Origin of the sequence: Caldimonas brevitalea (assembly GCF_001017435.1) — a bacterium.
Lineage (GTDB): Bacteria > Pseudomonadota > Gammaproteobacteria > Burkholderiales > Burkholderiaceae_C > Caldimonas > Caldimonas brevitalea.
This window is the reverse complement of record NZ_CP011371.1, coordinates 3,028,288-3,052,390: the sequence shown is the minus strand read 5'-3', so window position 1 is coordinate 3,052,390 and position 24,103 is coordinate 3,028,288. Positions and strand designations below refer to the sequence as shown.

General features: G+C 68.0%; 16 protein-coding genes. 12 read left to right on the top strand and 4 right to left on the bottom strand.

Annotation, left to right across the window (positions count from 1 at the left end):
• Window positions 1-79 precede the first annotated feature (79 nt).
• The 5 genes from AAW51_RS13480 to AAW51_RS29950 all read left to right on the top strand — a co-directional run bounded on the left by AAW51_RS13480 (window position 80) and on the right by AAW51_RS29950 (window position 10,176).
• The gene (locus AAW51_RS13480) at window positions 80-748 is read left to right on the top strand and encodes a carboxylesterase family protein (protein WP_047195031.1); all 669 of its coding nucleotides are present in this window, start codon (window positions 80-82) and stop codon (window positions 746-748) included.
• Between the two features lie 14 nt (window positions 749-762).
• Window positions 763-1,521: an SDR family NAD(P)-dependent oxidoreductase gene (locus tag AAW51_RS13475; protein ID WP_047195030.1), complete on the top strand. Its 759-nt coding sequence runs from the start codon at window positions 763-765 to the stop codon at window positions 1,519-1,521.
• 411 nt (window positions 1,522-1,932) lie between these two features.
• On the top strand, window positions 1,933-4,959 hold the full coding sequence (locus AAW51_RS13470; RefSeq protein WP_083438276.1) for a type VI secretion system Vgr family protein: 3,027 nt from the start codon (window positions 1,933-1,935) through the stop codon (window positions 4,957-4,959).
• A gap of 6 nt (window positions 4,960-4,965) precedes the next feature.
• Complete coding sequence (locus tag AAW51_RS13465) at window positions 4,966-9,882, top strand: RHS repeat-associated core domain-containing protein (protein ID WP_053013539.1); 4,917 nt, start codon at window positions 4,966-4,968, stop codon at window positions 9,880-9,882.
• A gap of 9 nt (window positions 9,883-9,891) precedes the next feature.
• Window positions 9,892-10,176, top strand: coding sequence for a hypothetical protein (locus tag AAW51_RS29950; RefSeq protein ID WP_157359871.1), 285 nt, complete (start codon window positions 9,892-9,894; stop codon window positions 10,174-10,176).
• Window positions 10,177-10,402: 226 nt separating this feature from the next.
• Here the strand turns inward: AAW51_RS29950 and AAW51_RS13460 are convergent, their stop codons facing one another.
• A complete protein-coding gene (locus tag AAW51_RS13460; RefSeq protein WP_047195029.1) occupies window positions 10,403-11,758 on the bottom strand; it encodes an LLM class flavin-dependent oxidoreductase in 1,356 nt (451 codons plus the stop codon).
• Between the two features lie 464 nt (window positions 11,759-12,222).
• Here AAW51_RS13460 and AAW51_RS13455 point away from each other — a divergent pair, with 464 nt between their 5' ends.
• On the top strand, window positions 12,223-13,083 hold the full coding sequence (locus AAW51_RS13455) for a class II glutamine amidotransferase (protein WP_238947856.1): 861 nt from the start codon (window positions 12,223-12,225) through the stop codon (window positions 13,081-13,083).
• A 46-nt stretch (window positions 13,084-13,129) separates the two neighbouring features.
• Here AAW51_RS13455 and AAW51_RS13450 read toward each other — a convergent pair whose 3' ends face one another.
• Window positions 13,130-14,179, bottom strand: coding sequence for an NADP(H)-dependent aldo-keto reductase (locus AAW51_RS13450; RefSeq protein WP_047195028.1), 1,050 nt, complete (start codon window positions 14,177-14,179; stop codon window positions 13,130-13,132).
• Between the two features lie 270 nt (window positions 14,180-14,449).
• On the opposite strand from AAW51_RS13450, the gene AAW51_RS13445 reads away from it, so the two are divergent.
• From AAW51_RS13445 to AAW51_RS13435, 3 genes are all read left to right on the top strand, one after another.
• Entirely contained in the window at window positions 14,450-15,568 is a 1,119-nt protein-coding gene (locus AAW51_RS13445) for an ABC transporter substrate-binding protein (protein WP_047195027.1), read from the top strand.
• On the top strand, window positions 15,565-16,788 hold the full coding sequence (locus AAW51_RS13440; RefSeq protein WP_047195026.1) for an MFS transporter: 1,224 nt from the start codon (window positions 15,565-15,567) through the stop codon (window positions 16,786-16,788). The genes AAW51_RS13445 and AAW51_RS13440 overlap by 4 nt, the downstream gene beginning before the upstream one ends.
• Window positions 16,789-17,038: 250 nt before the next feature.
• On the top strand, window positions 17,039-18,883 hold the full coding sequence (locus AAW51_RS13435; protein ID WP_053013538.1) for an HAD-IC family P-type ATPase: 1,845 nt from the start codon (window positions 17,039-17,041) through the stop codon (window positions 18,881-18,883).
• A 27-nt stretch (window positions 18,884-18,910) separates the two neighbouring features.
• Here AAW51_RS13435 and chrA read toward each other — a convergent pair whose 3' ends face one another.
• Window positions 18,911-20,299, bottom strand: coding sequence for a chromate efflux transporter (gene chrA, locus AAW51_RS13430; protein ID WP_047195025.1), 1,389 nt, complete (start codon window positions 20,297-20,299; stop codon window positions 18,911-18,913).
• A 264-nt stretch (window positions 20,300-20,563) separates the two neighbouring features.
• On the opposite strand from chrA, the gene AAW51_RS28125 reads away from it, so the two are divergent.
• Window positions 20,564-21,226: an alpha/beta hydrolase-fold protein gene (locus AAW51_RS28125; RefSeq protein WP_053013537.1), complete on the top strand. Its 663-nt coding sequence runs from the start codon at window positions 20,564-20,566 to the stop codon at window positions 21,224-21,226.
• 66 nt (window positions 21,227-21,292) lie between these two features.
• Here AAW51_RS28125 and AAW51_RS13420 read toward each other — a convergent pair whose 3' ends face one another.
• A complete protein-coding gene (locus AAW51_RS13420) occupies window positions 21,293-22,180 on the bottom strand; it encodes an MBL fold metallo-hydrolase (RefSeq protein WP_047195024.1) in 888 nt (295 codons plus the stop codon).
• 226 nt (window positions 22,181-22,406) lie between these two features.
• On the opposite strand from AAW51_RS13420, the gene AAW51_RS13415 reads away from it, so the two are divergent.
• Window positions 22,407-23,039 (top strand): hypothetical protein, encoded by a 633-nt coding sequence (locus tag AAW51_RS13415; RefSeq protein WP_047195023.1) that lies wholly within the window; start codon window positions 22,407-22,409, stop codon window positions 23,037-23,039.
• Between the two features lie 72 nt (window positions 23,040-23,111).
• Window positions 23,112-23,801, top strand: a complete 690-nt coding sequence (locus tag AAW51_RS13410) for a hypothetical protein (RefSeq protein ID WP_047195022.1) — start codon at window positions 23,112-23,114, stop codon at window positions 23,799-23,801.
• Window positions 23,802-24,103: the final 302 nt, after the last annotated feature.

Sequence of the window (24,103 nt, the reverse complement as noted above, 5' to 3'; positions counted from 1 at the left end):
TGGCAACGCCGAGAGGGCCGCTGCCACGGCGAAGCCTGCCGCCCTTGTCGAGCCTTTGCTTCACTTCTGAAAGACCACCATGTCCGTCGAACACCTCACCCTCGCGGCCGGCACCACCCGCCTGCCCTACCTCTACTCGGCACCCGCCTCGGGCACCTTGGCGCCGGCCCCGCTGGTGCTGTTCCTGCATGGCAAGCGCGACGCCGGCACCGACCTGAATCTGCTGCTGCGGTGGCCGTTGCCGCAGCACGTCGAGCGTTCACCCGGCGTGCCCTACCACTTCGCCGGACCGCAGCTGCCGGCGGACGTGAGTTGGCGAGAGCGCAGGAGCGCCGTGCTGGCCCTCGTCGAGCACCTGCTGCAGACCCGGCCGATCGACGCCTCGCGCGTGGTGCTGACCGGGTTCAGCATGGGCGCCGCCGGCGGCTGGGAGCTGGCCGTCGCGCACCCTGAGGTGTTCTCGGCCTTCGTTCCAGTGTCCGGCAAGGTGCCCGAGCACTACGGGCCGGCCGAGTTCGAACGCCTGCGCGACATCCCGGTGTGGGCCTTCAACGGCGAACGCGACGAGCGCGCCGGACCTGAGCAGGCCCGCCGCGGGCTCGCGGCCTTGGAAGCTGCCGGCGGCCAGACGCGCTTCACCGAGATCGCCGGTGGCGATCACTTCATCGAGAGCGCGGTCTACCTCGACCCCGTGCTCGAAGCCTGGTGGCTTGGCCAGCGTCGTGCGGCGCTCGCGCCGGCGGTCTGAACCAGGAAACGCGCATGGACCTGCAACTACAAGGCAAGCGCGCGCTGGTGACTGGCGGCAGCCGCGGCATCGGCAAGGCGATCGCGCGCCAGCTGGCCGCAGAAGGGGTCGACCTGGTGATCGCCGCCCGCGGTGCCGAGGCCCTCGAGACCACCGCTCGTGCGATTTCGCGCGAGACCGGGGTGCACGTCACCGCGCTGACGGCCGACACCTCGTCGACCCGCGAAGTCGATGCGTTGGTGGCCGGCGCCGTCGAAGTGCTCGGTGGCCTCGACATCCTCGTCAACGCCGCCGCGCTGCCCGGCGGCATCTCGACCGCGACGCAGCTGTCCGAGGTGATCGACGAGGAAGCCCTGCGCGACATCGACATCAAGGTGATCGGCTACCTGCGCACCGCGCGGGCCGCCGCTCCGCACCTGATCGCCAACGGCTGGGGGCGCATCATCAACATCGGCGGCTTGGCGATCCACCGCACCGGCCGCCCGGTGGCGACCCTGCGCAATGTCGGCGTGGCCGCGCTGACCAAGAACCTCGCCGACGAGTTGGGCCCGCAAGGGATCAACGTGGTGGCTGTACACCCCGGCGCCACCCGCACCGAGCGCACCGATGCGCAAGCCGCGGCACGTGCGGCACAGGGGAACAGCCTGGGCCGCATCGTCGAGGCCAGCGAGATGGCCGACCTGGTGGCCTTTCTTGCGTCGCCGCGCAGTGGGGCGATCAACGGCGCCGCCATCCCCGCCGGGGGCGGCACCCCGGGGGTGATCCACTACTGAGTCGTGTCGACGTCCTTCTAAGGGGGCGCGGAGCGTAGAGCGCAAGAAGGCCGCGTCGACACCGCGCGGCGCGCCCCCGACGTCTTCCCTCCCTGCGGGCGCCTTCAGGCTTGCCGCAGGTCCCCAAAAGGCGGTGCAGCGCCGGCCTCTCTTCTTCTTACGCTGCCTTACAACCCCACGCACCCCCGGATAGGGGGAGGCGACGGCCCGTCGCACCCTGCTCGCTACACTTCCGGCCACGACAACGGCCGCCGGCCTTCGCAGCGGTGCGCCATGCCTACAGGGAGGGGCTGCTATGCCATTGGGCGATTGCACGGGTGTGCTTCTGGCCGACCGTGGGACGACGGTGCGTGCGCCGCTGAATCACCGACATCGAGGCCTGCGCTCTGCGGCCTGGGCCGGTTTCAGCCGATGAGCACGGTGTCGCCTCTGACCTCTCTGGCGGCTCTCATCGAAGGCCGCCAGCACGCGCGCCTGCTGCGCCTGTCTTTCCCCAACGGCGACGGCCCGGGTGTCGAATTGCTGGTCGAGCGCCTGCATGCCGTCGAATCTCTCTCGCGTGACTATCGCTACACCGTCGAGCTGTTGAGCGACGATGCCAAGGTGACGCTCGAAGACCTGCAAGGCAAGCTGATGTGTGTGTCGCTGGTGCGCGCCGACGGCAGCCTGCGCCACTTCACCGGCCATGTCTGGACCTTCAAGCACGTCAAGACCGACGGCGGCCTCGCGTTTTATGAGGCGGTGCTGGTGCCGTGGTTGTTCTACCTCACGCTGCGCGAGAACAACCGGCTGTTCCACCACCAGACGCTGCAGCAGCAGGTGCAGACGCTGTTGGCCGACTACGGTGCGTTGCCCGTGTGGGAGTGGAACGTCACCGGTGAGCAGCGGCAGTTCACGATGTGCACGCAGTACGCGGAGAGCGATGCCAACGTGGTGCACCGGCGGCTGGAGGCCGCCGGCTACTGCTACCACTACGAGCACACCGACAAAGGTCAGACCTGGGTGGTGTACGACAGCACCCTCACCGCCTCACCCGTCGACGGCGCAACGCCCGAGGTCCGCTTCCACAGCAACGCCGGCGCCGAAGAAGAAAACGCCATCGCTCAGTGGGCGCCAAAGCGTCAGGCCATCTCTGCGCACTACACGGTCTCGGGCTTCGACTTCAAAGACCCCCAGCCGATCCATCTCGGCTCGGCCAGCATCGTCGAGCAAGGCGACACGCCCAAGCTGGAGCAACACCACTACGAAGGCCATTACGGCTTCAAGCACCACTTCGGCGGCGAACAGCTGGCACGCCAGCGCATGGAAGAAGTCGAGGCGCACGGCAAGCAGTACGAAGCGCATGGCAACAACGGCTTTGTGCAGCCCGGCCGCTGGTTCAAGCTGACCGACCACTTTGCCCACAGCGGCGAGGAGGCCGAGTTCCTGATCCTCGAGGTCGAACACGAGGCCCGCAACAACTACCTGCAGGGCGACGACGCGGTTGCCGAGTACCGCAACGTTTTTCGCTGCCAGCACAAGGCGGTCCCCTGGCGGCCAGGCCAGGAGTTCAACAGCAAGACCACCTTGATCCGCGTGCCGCAGACCGCCACGGTCGTCGGCCCCGAAGGCGTTGGCAGCCTGCACGTGGACGAATACGGGCGCATCCAGGTTCAGTTCCACTGGGACCGCGAGCAAAGCGGTAGCTGCTGGGTGCGCGTGGCCACCCACTGGGCCGGTGGCGAGAACGGCCTCATCAGCCACCCCCGCGTCGGCTCGGAAGCGGTGATCCAATTCCTCGACGGGAACCCCGACCACCCGCTGGTCACCGGCTGTGTGTTCAACCAGGCCTACATGCCGCCGTGGAAGCTGCCGGAGCAGCGGGCGCTGACGGGCCTTCGCAGCCGCGAGCTGACGGCCGACGGCGGCAACAGCCCCGGCGGGCGCAGCCAGCACCTGCTGCTGGACGACACCGACCAACAGATCCAGGTCCAGGCCCGCAGCGACCACCAAAGCAGCCAGCTGAGCCTGGGGCACATCACCCGCATCGAGACGACGGCGGGCCGCCAGGAGGCGCGCGGCCAGGGCTTCGAGTTGAGAACCGATGGCCACGGTGCGGTGCGCGCCAGACAAGGCCTGCTCGTCACGACCGAAGAGCGCGTGAACGCCCGCGGCCACAGCACCGACATGGCCGAGACGGTGGCGCGCCTGACCCAAGGCGAGGACCTGCACCAGAGCCTGTCCGACGCGGCCAAGGAAGCACAGGCCCACCTGGGCGGCGACCAGGACGACGTCGTCAAGGCACTGCAGGCGCAGACGGCGGACGTCAAGGGGCAAGGCGGCAACCCGGCCGAGGGTGAGTTCCCCGAATTCCGGGCGCCGCATCTGACGCTGGCGAGCCCGGCCGGTATCCAGACCACCACGCAGGGCTCGACCCACGTGGTGAGCACCGAGCACAACGCCTTCACCAGCGGCGGCCACATCAGCGTCAGCGCCGGCAAGAGCTGGCTCGCGAGTGTCAAGGACGCCGTGCGGATGTTCGCCTACAAGGCCGGCATGAAGCTGGTGGCCGCCACCAGCGACATCGACATCACCGCGCTGAAGGACAGCATCAACTTGCTGGCCAAGCTCGACATCACGCACACGGCGAACCGCATCACGATCACCGCCAAGGAAGAGGTGCTGATCAATGGCGGCGGCAGCTACAGCAAGTGGAGCGGCGGTGGTGTCGTGCATGGGACGTCGGGGCCGTGGCGGGTGCAGGCGACGGGCTTTTCGCATACCGGGCCGGCCAGCATGGGGTCGCCTGGCTTGCCGCAGAGCCTGGAGTTGCCTAAGGGCAACCTGGAGCTGTTCCACGAGTACGTACGCTCCACCGGCGAGCGTGTCCAGGGCGTCAAGCAGGGCGAGTTCAGCGTGCGCGACTCCGAGGCGGCCGGCCACGGCGGTGCGCTGGACGGCAAAGGGTTCAACGCTGTCGCCGGCGTGCCGATGGGCATTGCGGAGATCGTCTATGGCAAAGATCCGAGCAACACCTGGGACGAGGGCAGCTACTTCGGCAAGTTCAACTGGCCCCCCGAGCCGCCAGCCGCGGCCGGCCAGTCGATGTCGGCCCCAGCATCCACTGTCACCGGCTCGCAGGGCTCCCAAACAACAGTCTCGAGGGCCCTCCGCAGTGCGACAACCGCGGCGGCGTCCCTTGCCAGTTCCGTTCCTGCGGCCGCCGGTGCCGCGGACACGCTGAGCAAGGTGGCCGACACCGTACAGGCCGTCCAGCAAGACGGCGTGAAGGCGCTGGTCGAGCCGGCGGTGCAACTCGCCCAGGCCAAGGCCATGCCTGTCATCGCCGAGAAGGCAAGGGGCGCTTTGCCGCCCGGATTCGCCGCCGACCTGGGCAAGACGCTCCTGTCCATGCCCAATGCCCAGCATTCCTCTGAGCCACTCGACATGGGGACATAGACCAACATGACCGAGCCGACCAAAACCCCCGAGGGAGGGCAGGCGCCGAAGAGTGAGCCGCAAACGGCCGTGGCCCCGCTCAACACCATCGCCCCCGAAGACCTGCAGGCCAGCGCCAACGCCTTCGACGCCTGGCTGCGCAAGAAGACCGACAACTACATCACGCTCGACCGCCTGACCACGGTGGCCGGCAGCCTGCCCGTGCTCAGCAGCATCATGGCGTTGGCCAGTGCCGTGATGGACGTGGTGCACATCGTCGAAAGCTACCTCAAGAAGAAGAGCGCCGACTTTTTCCTGTGGGTGTCGCTGGGCATCAACATCATCGGCATCGTGCCCACGCTGGGCGCCGTGCGCATGAGTCTGCGCCCCGCGCTGCACCTCGTCAGAAGCCGCTTTGCCGCCGGCGCCAAGGACATCGGCGCGGCGGTGGTCGAAGTCCTCACGATGGAGTTGGCCGACCACATCAGCGGCTCCCTGGAGAACTTCATCACCCAGGCGACGGGCAAGCTCGACAGCATGCTCAAGGAGTGTGCCGACTGGGCCGACAAGTTCGCCGACTCACTCATCAGCGTGCTCCAGCGCAGCCTCGGCAAAGAGCCGCTGTTCAAGCTCAACACGCCGCCACCGCCGCCCGCACGGGTCGTCTACGACCCCAAGACCACCTCCTTGCTCGGGGAGATGCTGCAGTCGGCCCAGCAGATGGGCCGCAATGCCAAGCACGTGGCGCAGGTGGGCTTGACCCACTACGGCAACGCGTATCGGCAAGCCGGCAACTTCGTCGGCGCCCAAGCCGCCGACCTGCTGTCCAAGGAGGCCCGGGCCACGGTGCAAGGCCTCATCGACACGCTGCAGCAGACCAAGGTCGGCTTCCGCGCCAGCCTGACCCAGCTGGCCGACCCCAACGTCGAGCGCAGCATCATGTGGCTGCTGCAGCGCATCCTGCAGGCGGTGGCCAACCGGCGCAAGACCCGGCATGCGATGATGAGTGCCGACAAAGGCACGCAGGTGCGCGAGGAAATCCCCGGCAAGAAGCTCGAGGCCGTCAACAAACAGGCCAAGGCGGAGGGGGATCCGGATTGTTGCAAGCTCTTTCCGGCCCCCGCCAGCACCACGAGATCCATCAGCTACGTCACCGGCGCCGAGAGCGTCACCCACACGGACTTTGTGCTGCAGGCGCCGCTGCCCATCGCGTGGAGCCGGACCTACCGCAGCAACCTCGGGTCGTTCGACCAGGGCAACCTGGGCGCGCGCTGGCTGAACACCTACACCACCCGCATCGACGTGCAGGGCAAGGGCCGAGGCCGCGAGCTGGTCTACCACGGCGCCGACGGTCGTAGCCACCGCTACCCCTGGCTCGAAGTGGGCCAGGTGCATCGAGATGCGATCGAGGACCGCACGCTCACCCGGGTCAGCGCCACGCTCTTGTGGCTGGACGCCGGCAAGCCGCTGCCCGAAGGCGAGCCCAGCCCCTGGCGGGAGACCTACGAACTGGTCGACACCTGCCCCGGCAAGGCCGGAGCCTACGGCCCCCAGCACTTCCGGCTGAGCAGCCTCACGGCCTCGCACGGTGCCGCCATCCGCCTGCACTACGGCGCCACGCTGCGCGAAGGCCCCTATGCCGGTGAGCAGGTGCTGAGCGCGATCGAGAGCCTGCAAGGTGAACAACTCATCGCCGAGGTGGCCCTGCAAGCCCACGCCCGCACTGGCTGCGTGCTGGGCATCTGGGAGGTCAAGGAGAGGCAACTCGCGCGGGCGCTTGCCGTCTACGAGTACGACGACCAAGGCGACCTGGTGCACGCCCGCGACGAGAACGGCGCCAGCTGGCGCTACCAGTACCAGCACCACCTTGTCACCCGCTACACCGATCGCACGGGCCGGGGCACCAACCTGGCGTACGACGGCACGGGGTCTGACGCCAAGGCCATCCACGAATGGGCCGACGACGGCAGCTACGACACGCGGCTGGCGTGGGACGAGAACATCCGCCTGACCTACATCACCGATGCCTTGGGCGGGGAGACCTGGTTCTACTACGACATCAAGGGCTACCCCTATCGCATCATCCACCCGGACAAGCGTGAGGAATGGTTCTACCGCGACGATGCCAAGAACCTCACCACCCACGTCCATCCGGACGGGGCCACGGAGCACTTCCGCTACGACGAGCACGGCAACCTGATCCAGCACACCCGCGCCGACGGCAGCCGGGTGCATTTCGAGTACGACAAGGGACACCGCCTGACCGGCATCCTCGACCCGGACGGCGGCGTGTGGAAGCGCGACTACGACCAGCACGGCCGGCTCATCGAAGAAACCGACCCGCTCGGCCACAAGACCGAATACGCCTACGACCAGGGCGGACGGGTCATCAAGGTCACCGACGCTAAAGGCGGGGCCAAGAAGCTGGGCTACACCCCGTCCGGCCAACTGACCCGCTACACCGACTGCTCGGGCCGCACCACCGAGTGGGGCTACGACGAACGCGGCCGGCTGGTGAAGACGACCGACGCCGCCGGCAACGAAACCAAGTACCGCTACACCCCGCTGACGCAGGAAACGCTGCAGCGCGCCTGGCAGCCCGAGGACTACGGCAACCACCCCGGCCAGCTGGAAGCGGTGATCGCTCCAGATGACACCGAAGAACAGTTCTGCCACGACGCCGAAGGCCGCTTGCTCAAGCACACGGACGGCCTCAAGCGCAGCACCTCCTACCGCTACACCGCCGCCGGCCTGGTGCACGACCGCGTCGACGCGCTGGGCCAGCGCCTGGGTTATCGCTGGGACCCGCTGGGCCGGCTGGTGGAACTGCGCAACGAGAACGACCAGCCGTACCGCTTCAAGTACGACCCGGTGGGCAAGCTGCTCGCAGAAACCGGGTTCGACGGCAAGACGACCGAATACCGATACGCCGAGGACACGGGCGTGCTGCAGGCCGTGGTGGACGGCAATGTCACCACCGAACTGAAGTTCGATCCGATGGGGCGGCTGCTGCAACGCAAGGCGAGCGTTCCCGGCAGGGAGGAGCAAATCGAGAGCTTCGGCTACTACCCGGGCGGGCGCATCGGCGAGGCGAGGAACGAGCACGCGCGGCTGCAGTGGTTCTACGACGTCGCCGGCAACCTGGTCCGCGAGCACCATGGCTACCAAGGCCCGTTCTTCCCGGAGAAGAAAACCGCCGTGTGGCGGCACCGTTACAACGAGCTGAACCAGCGGGTGGGCACGACGCGGCCGGACGGCCATACGCTGGAATGGCTGACCTACGGCTCGGGCCACATCCACGGCTTGGTGCTAGATGGCCAGGACGTGCTCGGCTTCGAGCGGGATGCGCTGCACCGGGAGGTTTACCGGCAACAGGGCAACGGGTTGGAGCAGCACCAGAAATACGACCCGGTGGGGCGGTTGTTGGAACAGCAGGTGCAGCACAGCCAACAGCGCGGGCCAGTGGACATCAACGAGGCCTACAAGCAGGCCCAGACCAACCTTGGCGCGCAAGCGAGCATCATGCGTCGCTATCGCTATGACCAGGCCGGTCAGCTCGACCACATTGAGGACAGCCGCCGCGGACGGCTGGAATACCGCTACGACCCCGTGGGACGGTTGCTGCACGCCACCGGCGTACACGCCAAGGAGGCGTTCGCCTTCGACCCGGCGGGCAACATCGTGACGCCCGCCGCTGGGGGCCGGGAGCACCCCCAGGCCAATACGCGCCCGGCGCTGCCCAAGGTGCTGGATAACCTGCTGAAGGATTACGCCGGCACGCGCTACTGCTACGACGAACGGGGCAATCTGGTCGAACGCGCGCACAACGGTCAGCGCAGCACCTTCCAGTGGGACGCCTTCAACCGGATGACGCAGGCGATCACAGGGAAGAGTGTCGTAACCTTCGCATATGACCCACTCGGGCGGCGCGTCGCCAAGCGCAGCGAGCAAAGTAGTCCGCACGGTGGCGAGCTGTCATGGGAGGATGTGTTCTTCGGATGGGACGGCGACACGCTGGGCTTTGAGAGCCGCATGCCGAAAGGCACGCGTTGGACCGCCGAACAGACCGTTCACTACATCCACGAACCCGGAGGGTTCGTCCCGCTGTTGCAGGTCAAACGGAGCGAGGCGGTCCAGCTACCTCCCACGACCGATGTAAAGGCCTTGACGGCGGCCAACGGGGGGCAATACGCAATAGAACTCGACCCGCTGTGGAACGACGTGCTCAAGGAGGATGCCGTCCCCTTTGGAAAGGAAGAGATCGTCTTCTACCAGTGCGACCACCTTGGCACTCCCCAAGAGCTGACAGATCACGAAGGCAAGGTGGCCTGGGCCGCGCAATATAACGCCTGGGGGCAGGCCAAAGAAGTGATCGGCGCGGCCGCGCGTAAGGCCGGGTTTTCAAATCTGATTCGTTTTCAGGGGCAGTACCTCGACGAAGAGACGGGACTGCACTACAACCGGCATCGATACTACGATCCCGAAAGTGGTCGGTTCACGTCAAAAGATCCCATCGGCATCGAGGGAGGCTTTAATCCTTATCAGTACGCAGATAATCCGACCGAATGGATCGATCCGCTAGGCCTGACAAGGAAGAGGCAACGCGACGAAAAATCAAACGAGGGCCGGTGCCCTTCGAAACAGCAGCGACTGAAAGAGGCCGGCCTCCCCAGGGCCGGGACGTATCGATTTCTGCCAAGAGAGGGTTATAATCCATGCTCTCCTCTGCCAAAAGGAGAGAGTGGAGGATACCTCGATAGGTTTGGGAATGAGTGGGTGAAAGGCCCTTACCACGGCGATCCGAAGCTTCCGTTTGAATATGAATGGGATGTACAGTTGAGTAAGCGCGGGGAAGCGGCGTGGAATGCGAGACGCGGCGCGAGTAAAGCTCAAGGCGGGGGATACTACGTTAATGTACGTCCGGACGGAATGAAATCGCACTGAGGAGAACGTATGAATATTTTGGATTCACCCGAATTCCAGGCGCACCGGCGGATCGCAGAGACCAAAGAGAGGATTTTCAAAGTTTCAACAAAAGAAAAAAAAGGCGCACCTTGGATTACCGTTAAAACTGACATATCCGACCTGCAAGAAGCCATGGCGACCGCACTCGATTGCAACACCTTTGAAACTGCGGTATTTTTTCTCGATCAAAACGGTGCAGGATCCATGTACTGGTCTTCGCGGCACCCAAACATACTCAACTCCACCCTGATAGATAAGGCGGACATTTTCTAAATTGCCCGCCACAACTTGGCCTGTTTGCTAGAGGAAGTAGCCTCTGTCCACATCCTCTGGCGACAACGACTGCGACAGTGGGAGCAAGCCCAACGGACCGGAAATGGAAGCTGCATGACGAGGCCAAATGCGGCAGACCATGCAGGAACCGCGACGGCCGCGCTAGCAACCCGACACAGCACCCTTGCAGGAGGCCCGGCTCCGCCGGGACCTCTCGTCGCGCCGCTCAAGCCGCCTTCGCCCCCCGCTCCAACGTATACCGATTCACCGGCCGCTCCAACCCCAGGTTCTCCCGCAGCGTCCTCCCCTCATACGCCGTCCGGAACAACCCCCGCCGCTGCAGCTCCGGCACCACCAGATCGACAAACTCGTTCAGTGACTCCGGCAGCACCGGCGGCATCACGTTGAACCCGTCCGCCGCCTCGTTCTCGAACCACGCCTGCATCTGGTCAGCAATGTGCTCCGGTGTGCCCACCACCACCCAGTGCCCGCGGGCGCCGGCCAGGTACTCATACAGCTGGCGCACCGTATAGCCCTCGCGTTTGGCCAGCTGCAGCACCACGTGTTGGCGGCTGTTGCGGCCCTTGTCCGGCTCGGGGAAATACGGCGGCGGCGCGTCCAGGTCCCAGCCGGCGAAGTCCTCGTCCTTCCACAATGCGCGCAGCGTGCCGAGGCCCACCGAGGGGTGGATCAAGCGCTGCAGCTCGGCCCATTTGGCCTCGGCCTCGGCCTGGGTGCGGCCGATCACCGGTGAAATGCCGGGCAGCACCAGCAGCTGGTCGGGGCGGCGGCCGTACTTGGCGAGCCGGCCTTTCACGTCGCGGTAGAACGCCTGCGCTTCGGCCAAGCTCGTCCAGGCCGTGAAGATGGCCTCTGCCGTTGCCGCCGCCAACTCGCGCCCGGGCTCGGACGACCCGGCCTGCACGATCACCGGGTAGCCCTGCGGCGAGCGTTCGAGGTTGAGCGGGCCGCTGACCTTGAAATGCTTGCCGCTGTGGTTGAGCGTGTGCAGCTTGTCCGGGTCGAAGTAGACGCCCGACTGCGGGTCGCGGAGGAAGGCATCGTCTTCGAAGCTGTCCCACAGGCCCTTCACCACGTCGATGAACTCGTGCGCCCGCTCGTAGCGCAGCTCGGGGTCGGGGTGTTTGTCGAGCCCGAAATTGCCATGCACGTCTTCGGCCCCCGTCGTCACCACATTCCAGGCCGCCCGGCCCTTGCTGATGTGGTCGAGCGACGCGAACTTGCGAGCGAGCAGGAAGGGATCTTCGTAGGTCGTCGACGCCGTGGCCACGAAGCCGATGTGGCGCGTGACTGCCGCCAGCGCCGACCACAGCGTCACCGGCTCGAAGTACGACACACGTCCTTGACGGCTGAAGGCCTCCGCCTGGCCACGGCGTGCCACACCGGGACTGTCGGCCACGAAGACCTGGTCGAACAGTCCGCGTTCGGCGGTCTTGGCGACCTCGATGTAGTGGTCGATGTTGACGCCCGAATCGATTTGCGAACCGGGATGCCGCCAGGCGGCGATGTGGTGGCCGGTGGCCATGATGAAGGCGCCGAGGCGCAGCTTGCGATCGCTCATGCGGATGCTTTCTCTAGGCAACGAGGAGTCTGGATGCAGGATCGCGGAAGGCGCAGACCAGTGGCGCGCTTCCCGCAGCCGGCCTCATTGCACAAGCCGTGCCGCGCCAGCAGGGCCTCGCAGCCGCGGATCTGTTGGATGGGCAGCAAGGTCAAGCCCCGCCGCTGCTGCATGTCCAGCAGCACTGCCGGGTTGCCAACGCCGATCGGACCCATCCGCGGGCGCTGCCATGAGTACGCCTCGTTCAGTGGCAGCGACCCGAGCCGCCCGTGCGCACCGCTTGCTGGAAACCTCCGTGCCGACACTCCGGTGCCAACGCCTTCGCGCAGCCGCGCCCTTCTCATGCGAGCCCTACATATGCTCATCCGAAACCCATCGTTCTCCCGCCCCCCTTCCGCCGCTACCCTGGCCCTTCCTTCCTCCACCGTGGCCGATGCCCCCCCGCCATGTGCCAGCTGTTCGGCATGAGTTCCAACGCGCCTGCGACCGTCAACTTCTCGTTCACCGGTTTTTCCGCCCGGGGCGGGCGGACCGGTGAGCACGCCGATGGGTGGGGCATCGCCTTCCACGATGCCAGTGGCTGCAGGTTGTTCGTCGACGAAGGCAGCGCCTGCGATTCACCGTTGGCGGAGTTCCTGCGGCGCCACCCGTTCAAGTCGCGTTCGGTGATGGCGCACATCCGCAAGGCCACGCAAGGCGGCGTCACGCTGACGAACTGCCATCCGTTCCAGCGGGAGTGGCTGGGCCAGCACTGGGTGTTCTGCCACAACGGCGACCTCAAGGGTTTCGAGCCATCGCTGCGCGGCCTCTACCAGCCGGTGGGCACGACCGACAGCGAGCGCGCTTTCTGCTGGATGCTGCAGGAACTGCGCGACTGGTTCCCGGCCCACCCCGGGGCGCCGCTGCCGGGTTGGGCCGAGCTGGCTCCCGCGCTGGCCGAGCTGAGCGCGCACATCGCGCAGCACGGCAGCTTCAACTACCTGCTCAGCAACGCCGACGCGCTGTATGCGCACTGCTCCACCGAACTGAGCTGGCTGCAACGCCGCCCGCCCTTCTCCACCGTGCGGCTGGTGGACTGCGACATGAGCCTGGACTTGAGCCAGACCAACGCGCTCGAGGACTGCATGGCCATCATCGCCACCCGCCCGTTGACCGACGAAGCCGCGTGGACGGCCTTTACGCCGGGCGAACTGAAGGTGTTCGCCAGCGGCGAAGAGGTGTGGGCCCGGACGACGGCGCCGGCCGCAGCCCGCGACGTCGACACGCGTATCGCGTGGGCCCCACGCTGGAGCGTGCCGGCGAGCGCGCTGCAGATGGCCGTGTAAAGCACCCATCGGGCGTCGACGGTCAGCACACGCCGGCCGCGCCGCCTCACGGTGCCGGGTTGGGATAGCGGGCGTGGATCGCCTCGATGCCGTCCAGCACCTCCTGTGGCAGCGTCAGGTCGATGCTCGCGATGTTCTGCCGCAGTTGCTCGACCGTGGTGGCCCCGATCAAGGTGCTGGTGACGAACTCGCGGCTGTTGACGAAGGCAAGCGCGCCCTGCGCCGGGTCGATGCCATGTGAACGGAACAGTTTCACGTATTCATAGACCGCCTGCTCGGTGCGCTCGCCGCTGTAGCGGGCAAAGCGCTGGAACAGCGTGATGCGCGAGCCGGGCGGCCGGGTGCCGGCGAGGTATTTGCCGCTCAGCGTGCCCATCGCCAGCGGCGAGTAGGCCAACAGCCCTGCCCGCTCGCGCACCGCGATCTCGGCCAACCCGACTTCGAAACTGCGGTTGACCAGGCTGTACGCATTCTGGATGCTCACCACGCGCGGCCGGCCGCCGAGCTGGGCCAGATGCAGATAGCGGCCCAAACCCCAAGGCGTTTCGTTGGAGACGCCCACGTGCCGCACCTTGCCCGACTGCACCAAGGCACCGAGCGCGTCCAGCGTTTCTTCGATGGGCACCGTGTACTCGTCGTCCCGGTGCCGGTAGCCGCGCTCGCCGAAGGTGTTGGTGCTGCGGTCGGGCCAGTGCAGCTGGTAGAGGTCGATGTAGTCGGTCTGCAGCCGGTCGAGGCTGGCGTTCACCGCCTCGAACAGGTTGTCCTTGGTGTAGTGCGTGCGGCCGCCGCGCACATGTTGTGGCCGCTGCGCGGTGCGCGCCGGGCCGGCGGCCTTGGTGGCGATCACCACATCCTGGCGGCGGCCGGATCGTTGCAGCCAGCTGCCGATGTAGCGCTCGGTCAGGCCTTGCGTTTCGGGCCGTGGCGGCACCGGGTACATCTCGGCCGCGTCGATGAGGTTGACGCCGGCATCGAGCGCCACGTCGAGTTGCTCGTGCGCGTCGCGCTCGCTGTTTTGTTCACCCCAGGTCATGGTGCCGAGGCCGATGACGCTGACCTGAAGGTCGGTGGTGCCGAGGGGGCGGTATTGCATGGAGATCAGTCCTGTTGAGGGTTCGGAGACCGGGCCCCATCAGCAGTGTCCGTGCCAACGTGGCCCCGTTGCCCACGGCTGCGAGAGCGGGCTCGGCCGCCCGACCTGTTGGGAACACAACCGCCTTGCTGCGTATGCACCAGCGTCAGCTGCCGCATCCCCAGCACAGAGGCGGCAACCACGGCCGATGCACCGCGCAGACGCTGGAACGGTGCTTGCAAAGCCGGGCGCTCTCGCAGCCCCCACCTGCCGTACCAGAAGAGGAATCCGATGTCTTCCGTTCGCCTTACCCGCCGCGTCGTCGTCGCTGCGATCGCACTCGCTGCCGGCGCCCCGGCCTTGCTCGGTGCGCCCCGCCTCGCCCAGGCGCGCCCGGCCCGGCCCAAGGTGGTCCGCTTCGGCGTGTCGCAAGCCGGAGTCGGAACGCCGCCGCGCTCCACCAGCGGCTGGACGGCCGTGGCACAGACACGGCGCTATGTCGAACAGGCGCTCGCGCAAGTGGGCGTCCCGGTCGAATGGATCTTCTTCAAGGGTCAGGGGCCGGCGGTCAACGAAGCGATGAGCAACGACCAGCTCGACTTCACGACGCTGGGCGACCTGCCGTCCATCATCGGGCGCTCGGTCGGCATCAAGGCCAAGCTCGCGGCCGTCACCAGCAAGCGCGGCAACCACTATGTCGCGGTGCACCCGGACGCACCGCTGCGCACGGTGGCCGACCTGCGCGGCAAGCGCATCGGCCTGCACAAGGGCACGGCCTCGCAGCTGGCCGCCAACCGGATCCTCGAAGCGCATGGTTTGACCGAACGAGACGTCAAGATCATCAACCTGGAGCCCGCGGCATCGCTGGCGGCCTTCCAGACGCGCGACATCGATGCGACCTTCGGGACCCTGAGCCTGCTGACGCTGCGCGACAAGGGGCTGGCGCGCGTCCTCTACACCACCCGCCACCAACCCGTCGCCACCGGGCAGGGCCATGTGCTGGTGTCCGAGCGCTTTTCGGCCGAACAGCCGGAGCTGGCGCAGCGGGTGGTGACCGCCCTGGTGAGCGCGGCGCACTACGCCAGCCTCGACGCCAACCGCCAAGAGCTGCTCAAGCTGTGGGCGTCGTCGGGCAGCGCCACCGAGGCCACCTACGACGAGGAGTACCGGGGCGCGCTCGCGCCGCGCATGTCGCCCCGCTTCGACCCGTTTGCCGTGGCTCGCATCCAGCAGGGGGTCGCGGACGCCTACCGCTTCAAGCTGATCCGGCGCAGCTTCGACGTCGGGGCGTGGATCGAGCCGCGCTACGTCGAGGCCGCGGTCGCGCAATTGAAGCTCGACTCGCTGTGGCCGGCCTATGACGCCCAAGGACACCTGCTGACCGCCACTCCCCAGGCCGCAGCCCGATGAGCGCGGTCGCACCGCTGACCCCGACCCTCGACGATCAACGCTACCTGCTGGGCTTCATGGCCCTGGGGGTGCTCGCTGGCACCTCCAACGGCGTGGCCAAGGTGGTGCTGCCGCTGTATGCGGCGTCCTTACACGCCGCGTCATGGCAGATCGGCCTGGTCGGGGGCTTGCAGTTCGCCGGCATGCTGTTGTTGTCGATGCCGATCGGCGCGCTGATCGACCGGCATGGCAGCCGCGCGCTGTTCCGCTTCGGCGGCCTGGGGGCGGCACTGCTGTTCCTGCTCGGCTTCAGCCAGAGCCGGGAGCCGTGGCAGTTGATCGCCGGCGTGCTGCTGTTCGGCCTCATCAACCCTTTCCGGATGGTGGCCACGCAGACCGAATTCCTGCAGCTGCTGCCGCGTTTGAAACCGCGCCAGGCGGGCTGGAACCGCGGCTCCCACACGGCCGGCATGTTTTTCATCGGGCCGGTGCTGGGCGCGGCGCTGGTCGGCTGGGTCGGGTTTCAGCACACGTTTTTCGTCGTCGCGGCGGGCTTGCTGCTGACCGTGTTGATCGGCAACCGCGTGCTCGGCGCAGCGCCGCCCGGGCGCGGTGCCGAGGCGCTCGGCGTCTGGCAGCGGGTGCGGGGCCAGTTCGGGCTGATCGCCCAGCGCGCCGACCTGCGCCGCACGATGCGGATCGAGTGTTGCGGCCAGATCGCGATGTCTTACTTCACGGTGTTCATCGTCCTGCTGGCGATGCGCGAGTTCCACCTGCCGCTGCCACTCGCGGCCGGGCTGGTCACGCTGCAAGGCGCGCTGTTCGTGCTGACCTTGTTCTTGGCCGGCGGTTGGCTGGCGCGCTGGCAGCAGGAGCAGCGCTACCTGCTGGCCTTCACGCTGCTGCTGGCGGCAGAGGCCTTGCTGTCCCTGCCGCTGCACGCGGCGTGCTTGTGGCTGGCCGCCGCCCTGCTGGGGGTTGGGCTGGGGGTGCAGCACCTGACCAGCGTGACACGTTTTGCGGCGCTTGCACAAGAACTGGGCCGCGGCCCGGTGGGCGGCCTGTTCACGCTGGCCGGGCCCGCCGGCGGCCTGTTCGGCGCGGTGGCGGGCGGCTTGCTGGGGCAGCACTTCGGCTTGTGGAGCGGCTTCCGCGGGCTGGCGGTGGTCTATCTGTTGGCCGTGGGGTGGCAGCTGGTGCGGCTGCGGCGCGGCGGCCTGGGAGAGCCATCGAGCGCCTGAGCAGGGTGTCGGCCCGGTCCGGTCCACGACGCTCTCGACCCCGACCACCTGAAGCTCAAAACCCTCGCCGAGGGAAAGCACCGGCCCTCCTGCCTCCCGTCCCTCGGCCGCCCTCGCGCACCCACCGCTCGTGCCCGCACGGCGTCCTGGCGCTCGGCAGCGCCGCGGCCTACCCTGTGCACATCCATCCGCGGCTCGGGTCGCTCGGGCATGGCGTCCACCCCGGTGCAGTTGAGAAGGCGAGGATCAGATGCAGGCATCCCACCCCCCTCCGCCGGGCCGGCAGGGCGACACCGCCCATCGACCTGACGCCACGACGCAAGCCCCCGCCCAAGGTGACGACGAGGCGGTCGCGCTGCGCGATCTGCGTTGGCGGTTCTGGTGCACCTTGCCGCTGACGGCCGCCATGACCGCACTGGAAATGGCCCCGCGCCCGCTGGGTTGGATCTCGCCGGGCCGGCAAGACTGGCTCGAGCTGCTGCTGTCGCTGCCGGTGGTGCTGTGGGCCGGCGCGCCGATGTTCATCGGCTGCGCGCAGTCCATCGCGCGCCGCACCCCCGACCGGTGGACGCTGTTCGGCATCGGCACGGGAGCCACCTTTGTGTACAGCGTGGCAGTCACCCTGGCGCCTCGCCTGTTTCCCGTCACGGCGGCGGCCGACGGCTGGACCGGTGTCCATCTCGAGGCCGCCGCCGTGATCATCTCGCTGATGCTGGGCCTCCAGATGCTCGAGCTGCGGGCCCGCGCGGTGGCGCAGCCGGTCGTCTCACAGGCCCTGCCGCCGCCGATCGTGCAAAGGGTCGCCCAGGCGCAGCGGTCCCAGGCGTCGATGCAGGCCTGGGCCGACGAGCTGGCCGGCCATGCAGTGCCCGCGCTGCTGACCATCGCGGTGCTGACATGGCTGGCCTGGGGTGTGCTCGGCAGCGAGCAGGGTTGGCAGCTCGGCCTGGTGCATGCGGTCGCCGTGACGCTGATCGCCTGTCCCGCGGCGCTCGTGCTGGCCACGCCGCTGTCCGGCATGGTGGCCATCGGGCGGGCGGCCGCCCTCGGCATCGTGTTCCGCGATGCGACGGCCCTCGAGCAGTTCAGCCGCATCGACACGCTGATGGTCGACAAGACCGGCCTGGTCACGCAGGGCCAACCGACCGTGGCGTCTGTCGTGGCGGCGCCGGGCGTGTGCGAAGACGAGGTGCTGCGCCTGGCCGCCAGCCTGGAGCAGCAGGGCCGACACCCCCTCGCGCTCGCCATCGTGGCGGCGGCGCGGGCGCGCGGGCTGGTGCCGGAGCAGGTGCAGGACATGACGGCGGCACCGGGCCGCGGCATGCGCGGCAGCGTCGCCGGCCAGCGCCTGGCGCTCGGCAACCGCCTGCTGATGGCGCATGTCGGAGTCGACCTGTCCTTGTTGCAGACCCCTGCTGAGGGCCTGCGCGAGGCGGGCTGCAGCGTGGTGTTTTTGGCGTATGAGCCACCGCTCGGCCGTCCGGAGGGGCTCGCACCGGACCGCACGCAACCCCATCCACTGCTGGGCCTGCTGGCGCTGTCCGACCCGATCCATGCGACAAGCGCCGAGGCGGTGCAGGCCTTGCATGCCACCGGCCTGCGTCTCGTCATGACCACAAGCGACGCGCTCACCACCGGGGTCGCGCTGGCGCAGCAACTCGGCATCGACGAGGTCTATGGCGAGGTGGAGCCGGGCGACAAGCTGACGCTGGTCCACCGCCTGCAACGCGAAGGCCGGGTGGTGGGCATGGCCGCGGAGGGCCGGCGCGACGCCGCGGCGCTGGACGAGGCCGACGCCGTGGTGGCGCTGGGCCTCGGCAACAACGCCGCGATCGACCGCGCCCACGTCACGCTGGTCGAGCCCGATCTGCTCCGCATTGCCCGGGCCCACGCCGTGGCGCGGGCCGCCGTCGTCAACATGTGGCAGAACCTGGCCTGCGCCTTTGTATGCCCGGTGCTCGGCGTGCCGCTGGCGGCGGGGCTCTGGTATGCGTGGACCGGCTGGCCGTTCACACCGGTGATGGCCGCGCTGGCCGGGGGTCTGTCATCGCTGGCCGTGCTGGCGAACGCAATGCGCCTTCGATCGGTCGCCTGACCCGGCCCCGGCGGCGCCCCCGCCGGCTCAGCCCCCCCAGGACCGCACCATCGTGAGCGCCAGCCCGCCCGCCGCACAGGCGGCCAGCAACGGCAGCACCCCGACCTTGAACCGGAACAGCGCGACGGCCGCGGCAACCGCAATCACGGCGGAGGCCACGTCGAACGGGCCCCGCAAGCCCTGGGGCCACAGCACGTGGTAGGCAAAGAACAGCGCCAGGTTGACGATCACGCCCACCACCGCCGCCGTGATCGCCGTCAGCGGTGCCGTGAACTTCAGCTTGCCGTGGGTCGATTCCACCAGCGGCCCGCCGGCGAGGATGAACACGAACGACGGCAAGAAGGTGAAGAAGGTCACCACCGCTGCCGCCGTGGCGCCCGCCAGGAACAGCGCGTCGGGCCCGAAGATCTGCTTGAACCACCCGCCGACGAATCCGACGAACGCCACCACCATGATCAGCGGGCCGGGCGTGGTCTCGCCCAGCGCCAGACCGTCGATCATCTGGGCGCCCGACAGCCATTGGTGCTGTTCCACCGCACCCTGGTAGACATAGGGCAGCACCGCATAGGCGCCGCCGAAGGTCAGCAGCGCGGCTTTGGTGAAGAACCAGCCCATCTGCGCCAGCGTGCCGTGCAGCCCCTGGAGCGCGACCAGGGCGGCCATCGCCGCCAGCCACAAGGCCCCGCCGACGCCCAGCACCTGCGCCAGCCCCCGCTTTGAGAAGCGTGCATGCGCCGGTGTCGGCGTGTCGTCGTCGATCAGCGCGGCGCCATAGTGGTGTTGGGCGGCACCATGCCCGCCGCCGAGGGCGAACAGGTGCGGCGCGCGCTTGCCGCCCAGGTGGCCGAGCCACCCGGCGGCCAGCACGATGGCCGGGAACGGCACGTCGAACGCGAAGATGGCGACGAAGGCGGCCGCCGCGATGCCCCACAGCCAGCGGTTCTTGAGCGCGCGGGTGCCGATGCGGTGCGCCGCATGCAGCACCAGCGCGGTGACGGCCGGTTTGATGCCATAGAAGATGCCCGCGACGACCGGCACATGCCCGAACGCCACATAGACCCACGACAGGCCCACCAGGATGAACAGCGACGGCAGCACGAACATTGCGCCGGCGACGATGCCGCCCCAGGTCCGGTGCATCAGCCAGCCGATGTAGGTGGCCAGCTGCTGCGCTTCGGGCCCGGGCAGCACCATGCAGTAGTTGAGCGCGTGCAGAAAGCGCTTTTCGCTGATCCAGCGGCGCCGCTCGACCAGCTCGGTGTGCATGATCGCGATCTGCCCGGCCGGCCCACCGAAGCTGATGAAGCCGAGCTTGAGCCAGAACCAGAAGGCCATGCGCAGCGTCAGCGGTGCGGGGGGCGACAGGTGGGCCGGTGCCGCGGTTTCGCCGGAGGCGTTGCTGGCGGACGGGGTCATCAGGGGTCTCCGCGGGCGGCGCGCCGCACACCGAAGACGGCGCGCGCGGCCAGGATCAAGGGGTCGTCGTCCGCCGGCAGGTCTCGCAGCCGCGGCCGTCTTCGATTCGAGGGCGACATGCTAGCGTGTTCACATGAAAGCCCGGCGTGCGGCCCGGCGAGTGTCTCCCTCCGCGAGGCGAGGTTCGCGGACAGACCACCGTCAGGCGGCGGGCCGTCCGCGACGCCCCGCCCTCCCCGGCATCGCCGTTGCTGTAACTGGGCCATGGACCGACTCGAACTTCACCAGAACGACCAGGGCCCTTTGCCCCATTTGTTGGCGCTTCCGGCCGCCGCAGCTGCGGCGGGCCGGCGGCACCCGCTGCTGTGCTTTCTGCACGGCTACGACGAAGGGGCCCCCATGCCCCTGCGCCAGGCGCTCACGCTGCACGGCCCGCTGGCCGCCGCCAGCGCGGCCGTGGCCAGGTCGGACTTCATCGTGATGGCACCACAACTGCCGACCCGCGGAGACCATTGGTGGCGCCATGGCGACGCAGTGCGGGAGCTGTTGGCACGCGTGCAGCAGCAACACGGCGCCGATCCGCGACGCACCTATCTGACCGGCTTCAGCTTCGGCGGCAATGGCGTGTTCGACCTGGCCCTGCAGCAGCCCGGCGTGTGGGCGGCGTTGTGGGCCGTCGACCCGACGCGGGTGCCGCGCCGCGACCCCGGCCTGCCCGTGTGGCTGTCCTCCGGCGAGATCTCGCGGCATCAGCAGCGCGCCTTCGTGCAGCGCCTGGACCTGGTGGCGCCGCAGGAGGGTGCAGCCGGTGCCCGCATCTACGTCGACCAGGGGCAGGACCATGTGGGCACCGCCCGTCTCGCCTACCAGAACGACCGCATCTACCGCTGGTTGCTGTCACACAGCGCCGTCACCTGCGCTGCATAAGGCGCGCGCCGCAGGGGGCGGTGGGGTGCCGGCCCTAGTGGCCCGTACCCCTGGAATGACAAGCCACTAGACCGCCGGGTCCCGCACCGGCAGCGCGTTGAGCGGGATCTTGAGATAGCGCACGCCGTTGGCCTCCGGCGGCGGCAGTTGCCCAGCCCGCACGTTGACCTGGATCGACGGCAGGATCAACGTGGGCACGTCGAGCGTGGCGTCGCGGGCGGTGCGCATTGCGACAAAAGTCGCTTCGTCGATACCGTCGTGCACGTGGATGTTGCCGATGCGCTGCTCGGCCACGCTGGTCTGCCATTGCGCGGTGCGTGTTTTGGGCGGGTAGTCGTGGCAGACGTACATCACCGTTTCGGGCGGCAAGGCCAGCAGCCGGCGTATCGAGCGGTACAAGATGTGCGCGCTGCCGCCGGGGAAGTCGGCGCGTGCCGTGCCGACGTCGGGCATGAACAAGGTGTCGCCGACGAACACCATGCCGTCGACCCGGTAGGCCATGTCGGCCGGCGTGTGGCCCGGCACCAGCATCGCCTGCACTTCCAGCTGGCCGACGCGAAACACCTCACCCTCGGTGAACAGGTGATCGAACTGGCTGCCGTCGGGCAGGAATTCGCGTTCCAGGTTGTAGATGGTCTTGAAAATCTGCTGCACCTGGCGGATGTGCTCGCCGATCGCGATGCGCCCACCCACCCGTTCTTTCAGGTAGCGCGCCGCCGACAGGTGGTCGGCATGGGCGTGCGTCTCGAGGATCCAGTCGACCGTCAGGCCCTGCTCGCCCAGGTAGGCCAGGATGCGGTCGGCCGAGCCGGTGTGGGTGTGGCCCGACTTGAAGTCGTAGTCGAGCACCGAATCGATCACCGCGGCGCGCCGGGTCGCCCGGTCGGACAGCACATAGCTGACGGTCGACGTGCCGGTGTCGAAGAAGGCCTGGACGCAGGTGCTGGGGCTCATCGTGGCATGCTCGCGGGTCGCAGGGCGAACAGTATAGGGAATCGGATCGACCGGGCGGCCGACCCTGCTCGAAGTCCCCGGTCGGTCGTACCGCCTCGCGCCTGCGAGCGCAGCGGCCTGGCGGGCGCGGCCGTGTCGTCCGTGCCGCGCCATGACAATACGTGCGCGGCGGCCCGGTGCGCCCTTCCGGGCCGCGCCGACCTCCCTCCCTCTGTCCGGAGAACCGATGCCTGTTGAAACGTTGTTCCGCCGTATCTGCCTGGCCCTGCTGGGCCTTTACGCCCTGGTCTTTGTCGGCTGTGCCTACGGCGTGATCGCGCTGGACCTGACCCACCTGTTCGCCGAGGACGGCACGCTCGAAATGCTGGAAGCGGCGGTGCTGGCCGTCGCCTGCGTCGTCTTCCTCGTCGGCGCTGCCCGGCGGCCGCAGCCGCAGCGGCTGATCCTGTTGTTTCTGGCGCTGCTGATGCTGGCCTTCTCGTTGCGCGAGCTGGACGTGGAGCGGTTCGACGTGCCCGAGTTGGTGAAGCAGTTGGGCGCCGGCAAAGGACGCAACGTGCTGCTCGGCAGCGGGCTGGCCCTGATCGTGGGTTACGCGTCGCTGCGGTTCGGGTTGTACTGGCGGGCCGGGTTCGGCTTTTTGCACACCACGGCCGGCAAGCTGCTGCTGTGGGGCGGCGCCTTTGTCGTGCTCGGGGAGCTGTTCGAGAAATACTTCCTGGTCCCCCATCACGTCTTGTTCGAAGAGTCGTTCGAACTGCTCGGCTACTGCCTGATCGTGCTGTGCGGCGTCGCGGCGCAGCTGGTGCCGACGTCGACCGTCCTGTGGCCCCGCCCCGCCCTGCCCAGGCGAAACTGAAGGGCGAGATGGCCGGGATAGACCCGCCTCATTCGGGGCTCACCCCGGCGCCGGTGGGGTCACAGTGGAGGCATGTTGAAACTCGCCTTCGCCGCCCTGCTGGCCGCCCTCGCCGCCCCCGCCGCTGACGCGGCCGCCGCACTCACCGAGACCGAGCTGATGTGGTTGAAGGGCGCCGCCCCCGTGTTGCGCGATGCCGAACAACGCCGCCTGCCGGTCGACATCGTTGTGCAACCGCAGGTCGAAGCCGGCCATGCCCCGTTGGCGATGGGCTATGTCAACGGGCGCTGCAAGCTGGTGTTGACGATGCGGGGCAACCCGCAAGCCGAGACCACCTTGCAGGGGGTGCCGGAGCATCTGAAGCGGGCGGTCATCGAAGCGGTGACGGCACACGAGATCGGCCATTGCTGGCGCTATGTGCAGGGCGCCTGGCACACGCTGCCGGCGGGTTTCAGCGAGGCACCCGACGACGGCAAGGCCGACCGCTCCACCTCCTGGCGCGACATGCGCCGGGCCCGCCGTGAGGAAGGCTACGCCGACCTGGTGGCGATGGCCTGGACGCTCACGCACCACCCCGAGCACTACCGCGACGTGCACGGCTGGCTGACGCAAGTGCGCGACGACGTGCCGGTGGCCGGCAGCTTCCACGACACGCGGGCCTGGGTTCGCCTGGCGCGCGACGCCTCCATCTTCGGCGCCGCCGAGAGCCCGTTCGAGCAAGCGCTCGGGGTTTGGAAACAAGGCCTGCTGGCGGACGATTAGGACAGGAGAGCCTATCCCTACAGCTGGTGCCAGATGCTGAATATCGGGCTCGTCGTAAAGTCCACAGCTCCACCAAGCGCTAGGCCCTTGTCGTGCTCACTCGCCTTCATATCTTCCTCTGCGGTATTGCGTTTCTGGGCACAGGTTTCGCTGCCGGTTTCCCGGCCATCCAGGGACAGTTGGCGAATGGAGCCTCGATCGCGGTAGACGTTGAGCTGAATCCGCCCACGGTTTCCGTTTGGAGACAGGGAAAGGGTGGCCCTTCCGAAACGCAAACGTTCGAACGCGAGCCCTGCGTGTTC

Bases quoted from the DNA above. Each gene is read 5' to 3' on its own strand.
- AAW51_RS13455 (WP_238947856.1), top strand. From the start codon at position 12,223: ATGAGTTCCAACGCGCCTGCGACCGTCAACTTCTCGTTCACCGGTTTT.
- AAW51_RS28125 (WP_053013537.1), top strand. From the start codon at position 20,564: ATGGACCGACTCGAACTTCACCAGAACGACCAGGGCCCTTTGCCCCAT.
- AAW51_RS29950 (WP_157359871.1), top strand. From the start codon at position 9,892: ATGAATATTTTGGATTCACCCGAATTCCAGGCGCACCGGCGGATCGCA.
- AAW51_RS13475 (WP_047195030.1), top strand. From the start codon at position 763: ATGGACCTGCAACTACAAGGCAAGCGCGCGCTGGTGACTGGCGGCAGC.
- chrA (WP_047195025.1), bottom strand. From the start codon at position 20,299: ATGACCCCGTCCGCCAGCAACGCCTCCGGCGAAACCGCGGCACCGGCC.
- AAW51_RS13420 (WP_047195024.1), bottom strand. From the start codon at position 22,180: ATGAGCCCCAGCACCTGCGTCCAGGCCTTCTTCGACACCGGCACGTCG.
- AAW51_RS13450 (WP_047195028.1), bottom strand. From the start codon at position 14,179: ATGCAATACCGCCCCCTCGGCACCACCGACCTTCAGGTCAGCGTCATC.
- AAW51_RS13465 (WP_053013539.1), top strand. From the start codon at position 4,966: ATGACCGAGCCGACCAAAACCCCCGAGGGAGGGCAGGCGCCGAAGAGT.
- AAW51_RS13435 (WP_053013538.1), top strand. From the start codon at position 17,039: ATGCAGGCATCCCACCCCCCTCCGCCGGGCCGGCAGGGCGACACCGCC.
- AAW51_RS13470 (WP_083438276.1), top strand. From the start codon at position 1,933: ATGAGCACGGTGTCGCCTCTGACCTCTCTGGCGGCTCTCATCGAAGGC.
- AAW51_RS13410 (WP_047195022.1), top strand. From the start codon at position 23,112: ATGTTGAAACTCGCCTTCGCCGCCCTGCTGGCCGCCCTCGCCGCCCCC.
- AAW51_RS13480 (WP_047195031.1), top strand. From the start codon at position 80: ATGTCCGTCGAACACCTCACCCTCGCGGCCGGCACCACCCGCCTGCCC.
- AAW51_RS13415 (WP_047195023.1), top strand. From the start codon at position 22,407: ATGCCTGTTGAAACGTTGTTCCGCCGTATCTGCCTGGCCCTGCTGGGC.
- AAW51_RS13445 (WP_047195027.1), top strand. From the start codon at position 14,450: ATGTCTTCCGTTCGCCTTACCCGCCGCGTCGTCGTCGCTGCGATCGCA.
- AAW51_RS13440 (WP_047195026.1), top strand. From the start codon at position 15,565: ATGAGCGCGGTCGCACCGCTGACCCCGACCCTCGACGATCAACGCTAC.
- AAW51_RS13460 (WP_047195029.1), bottom strand. From the start codon at position 11,758: ATGAGCGATCGCAAGCTGCGCCTCGGCGCCTTCATCATGGCCACCGGC.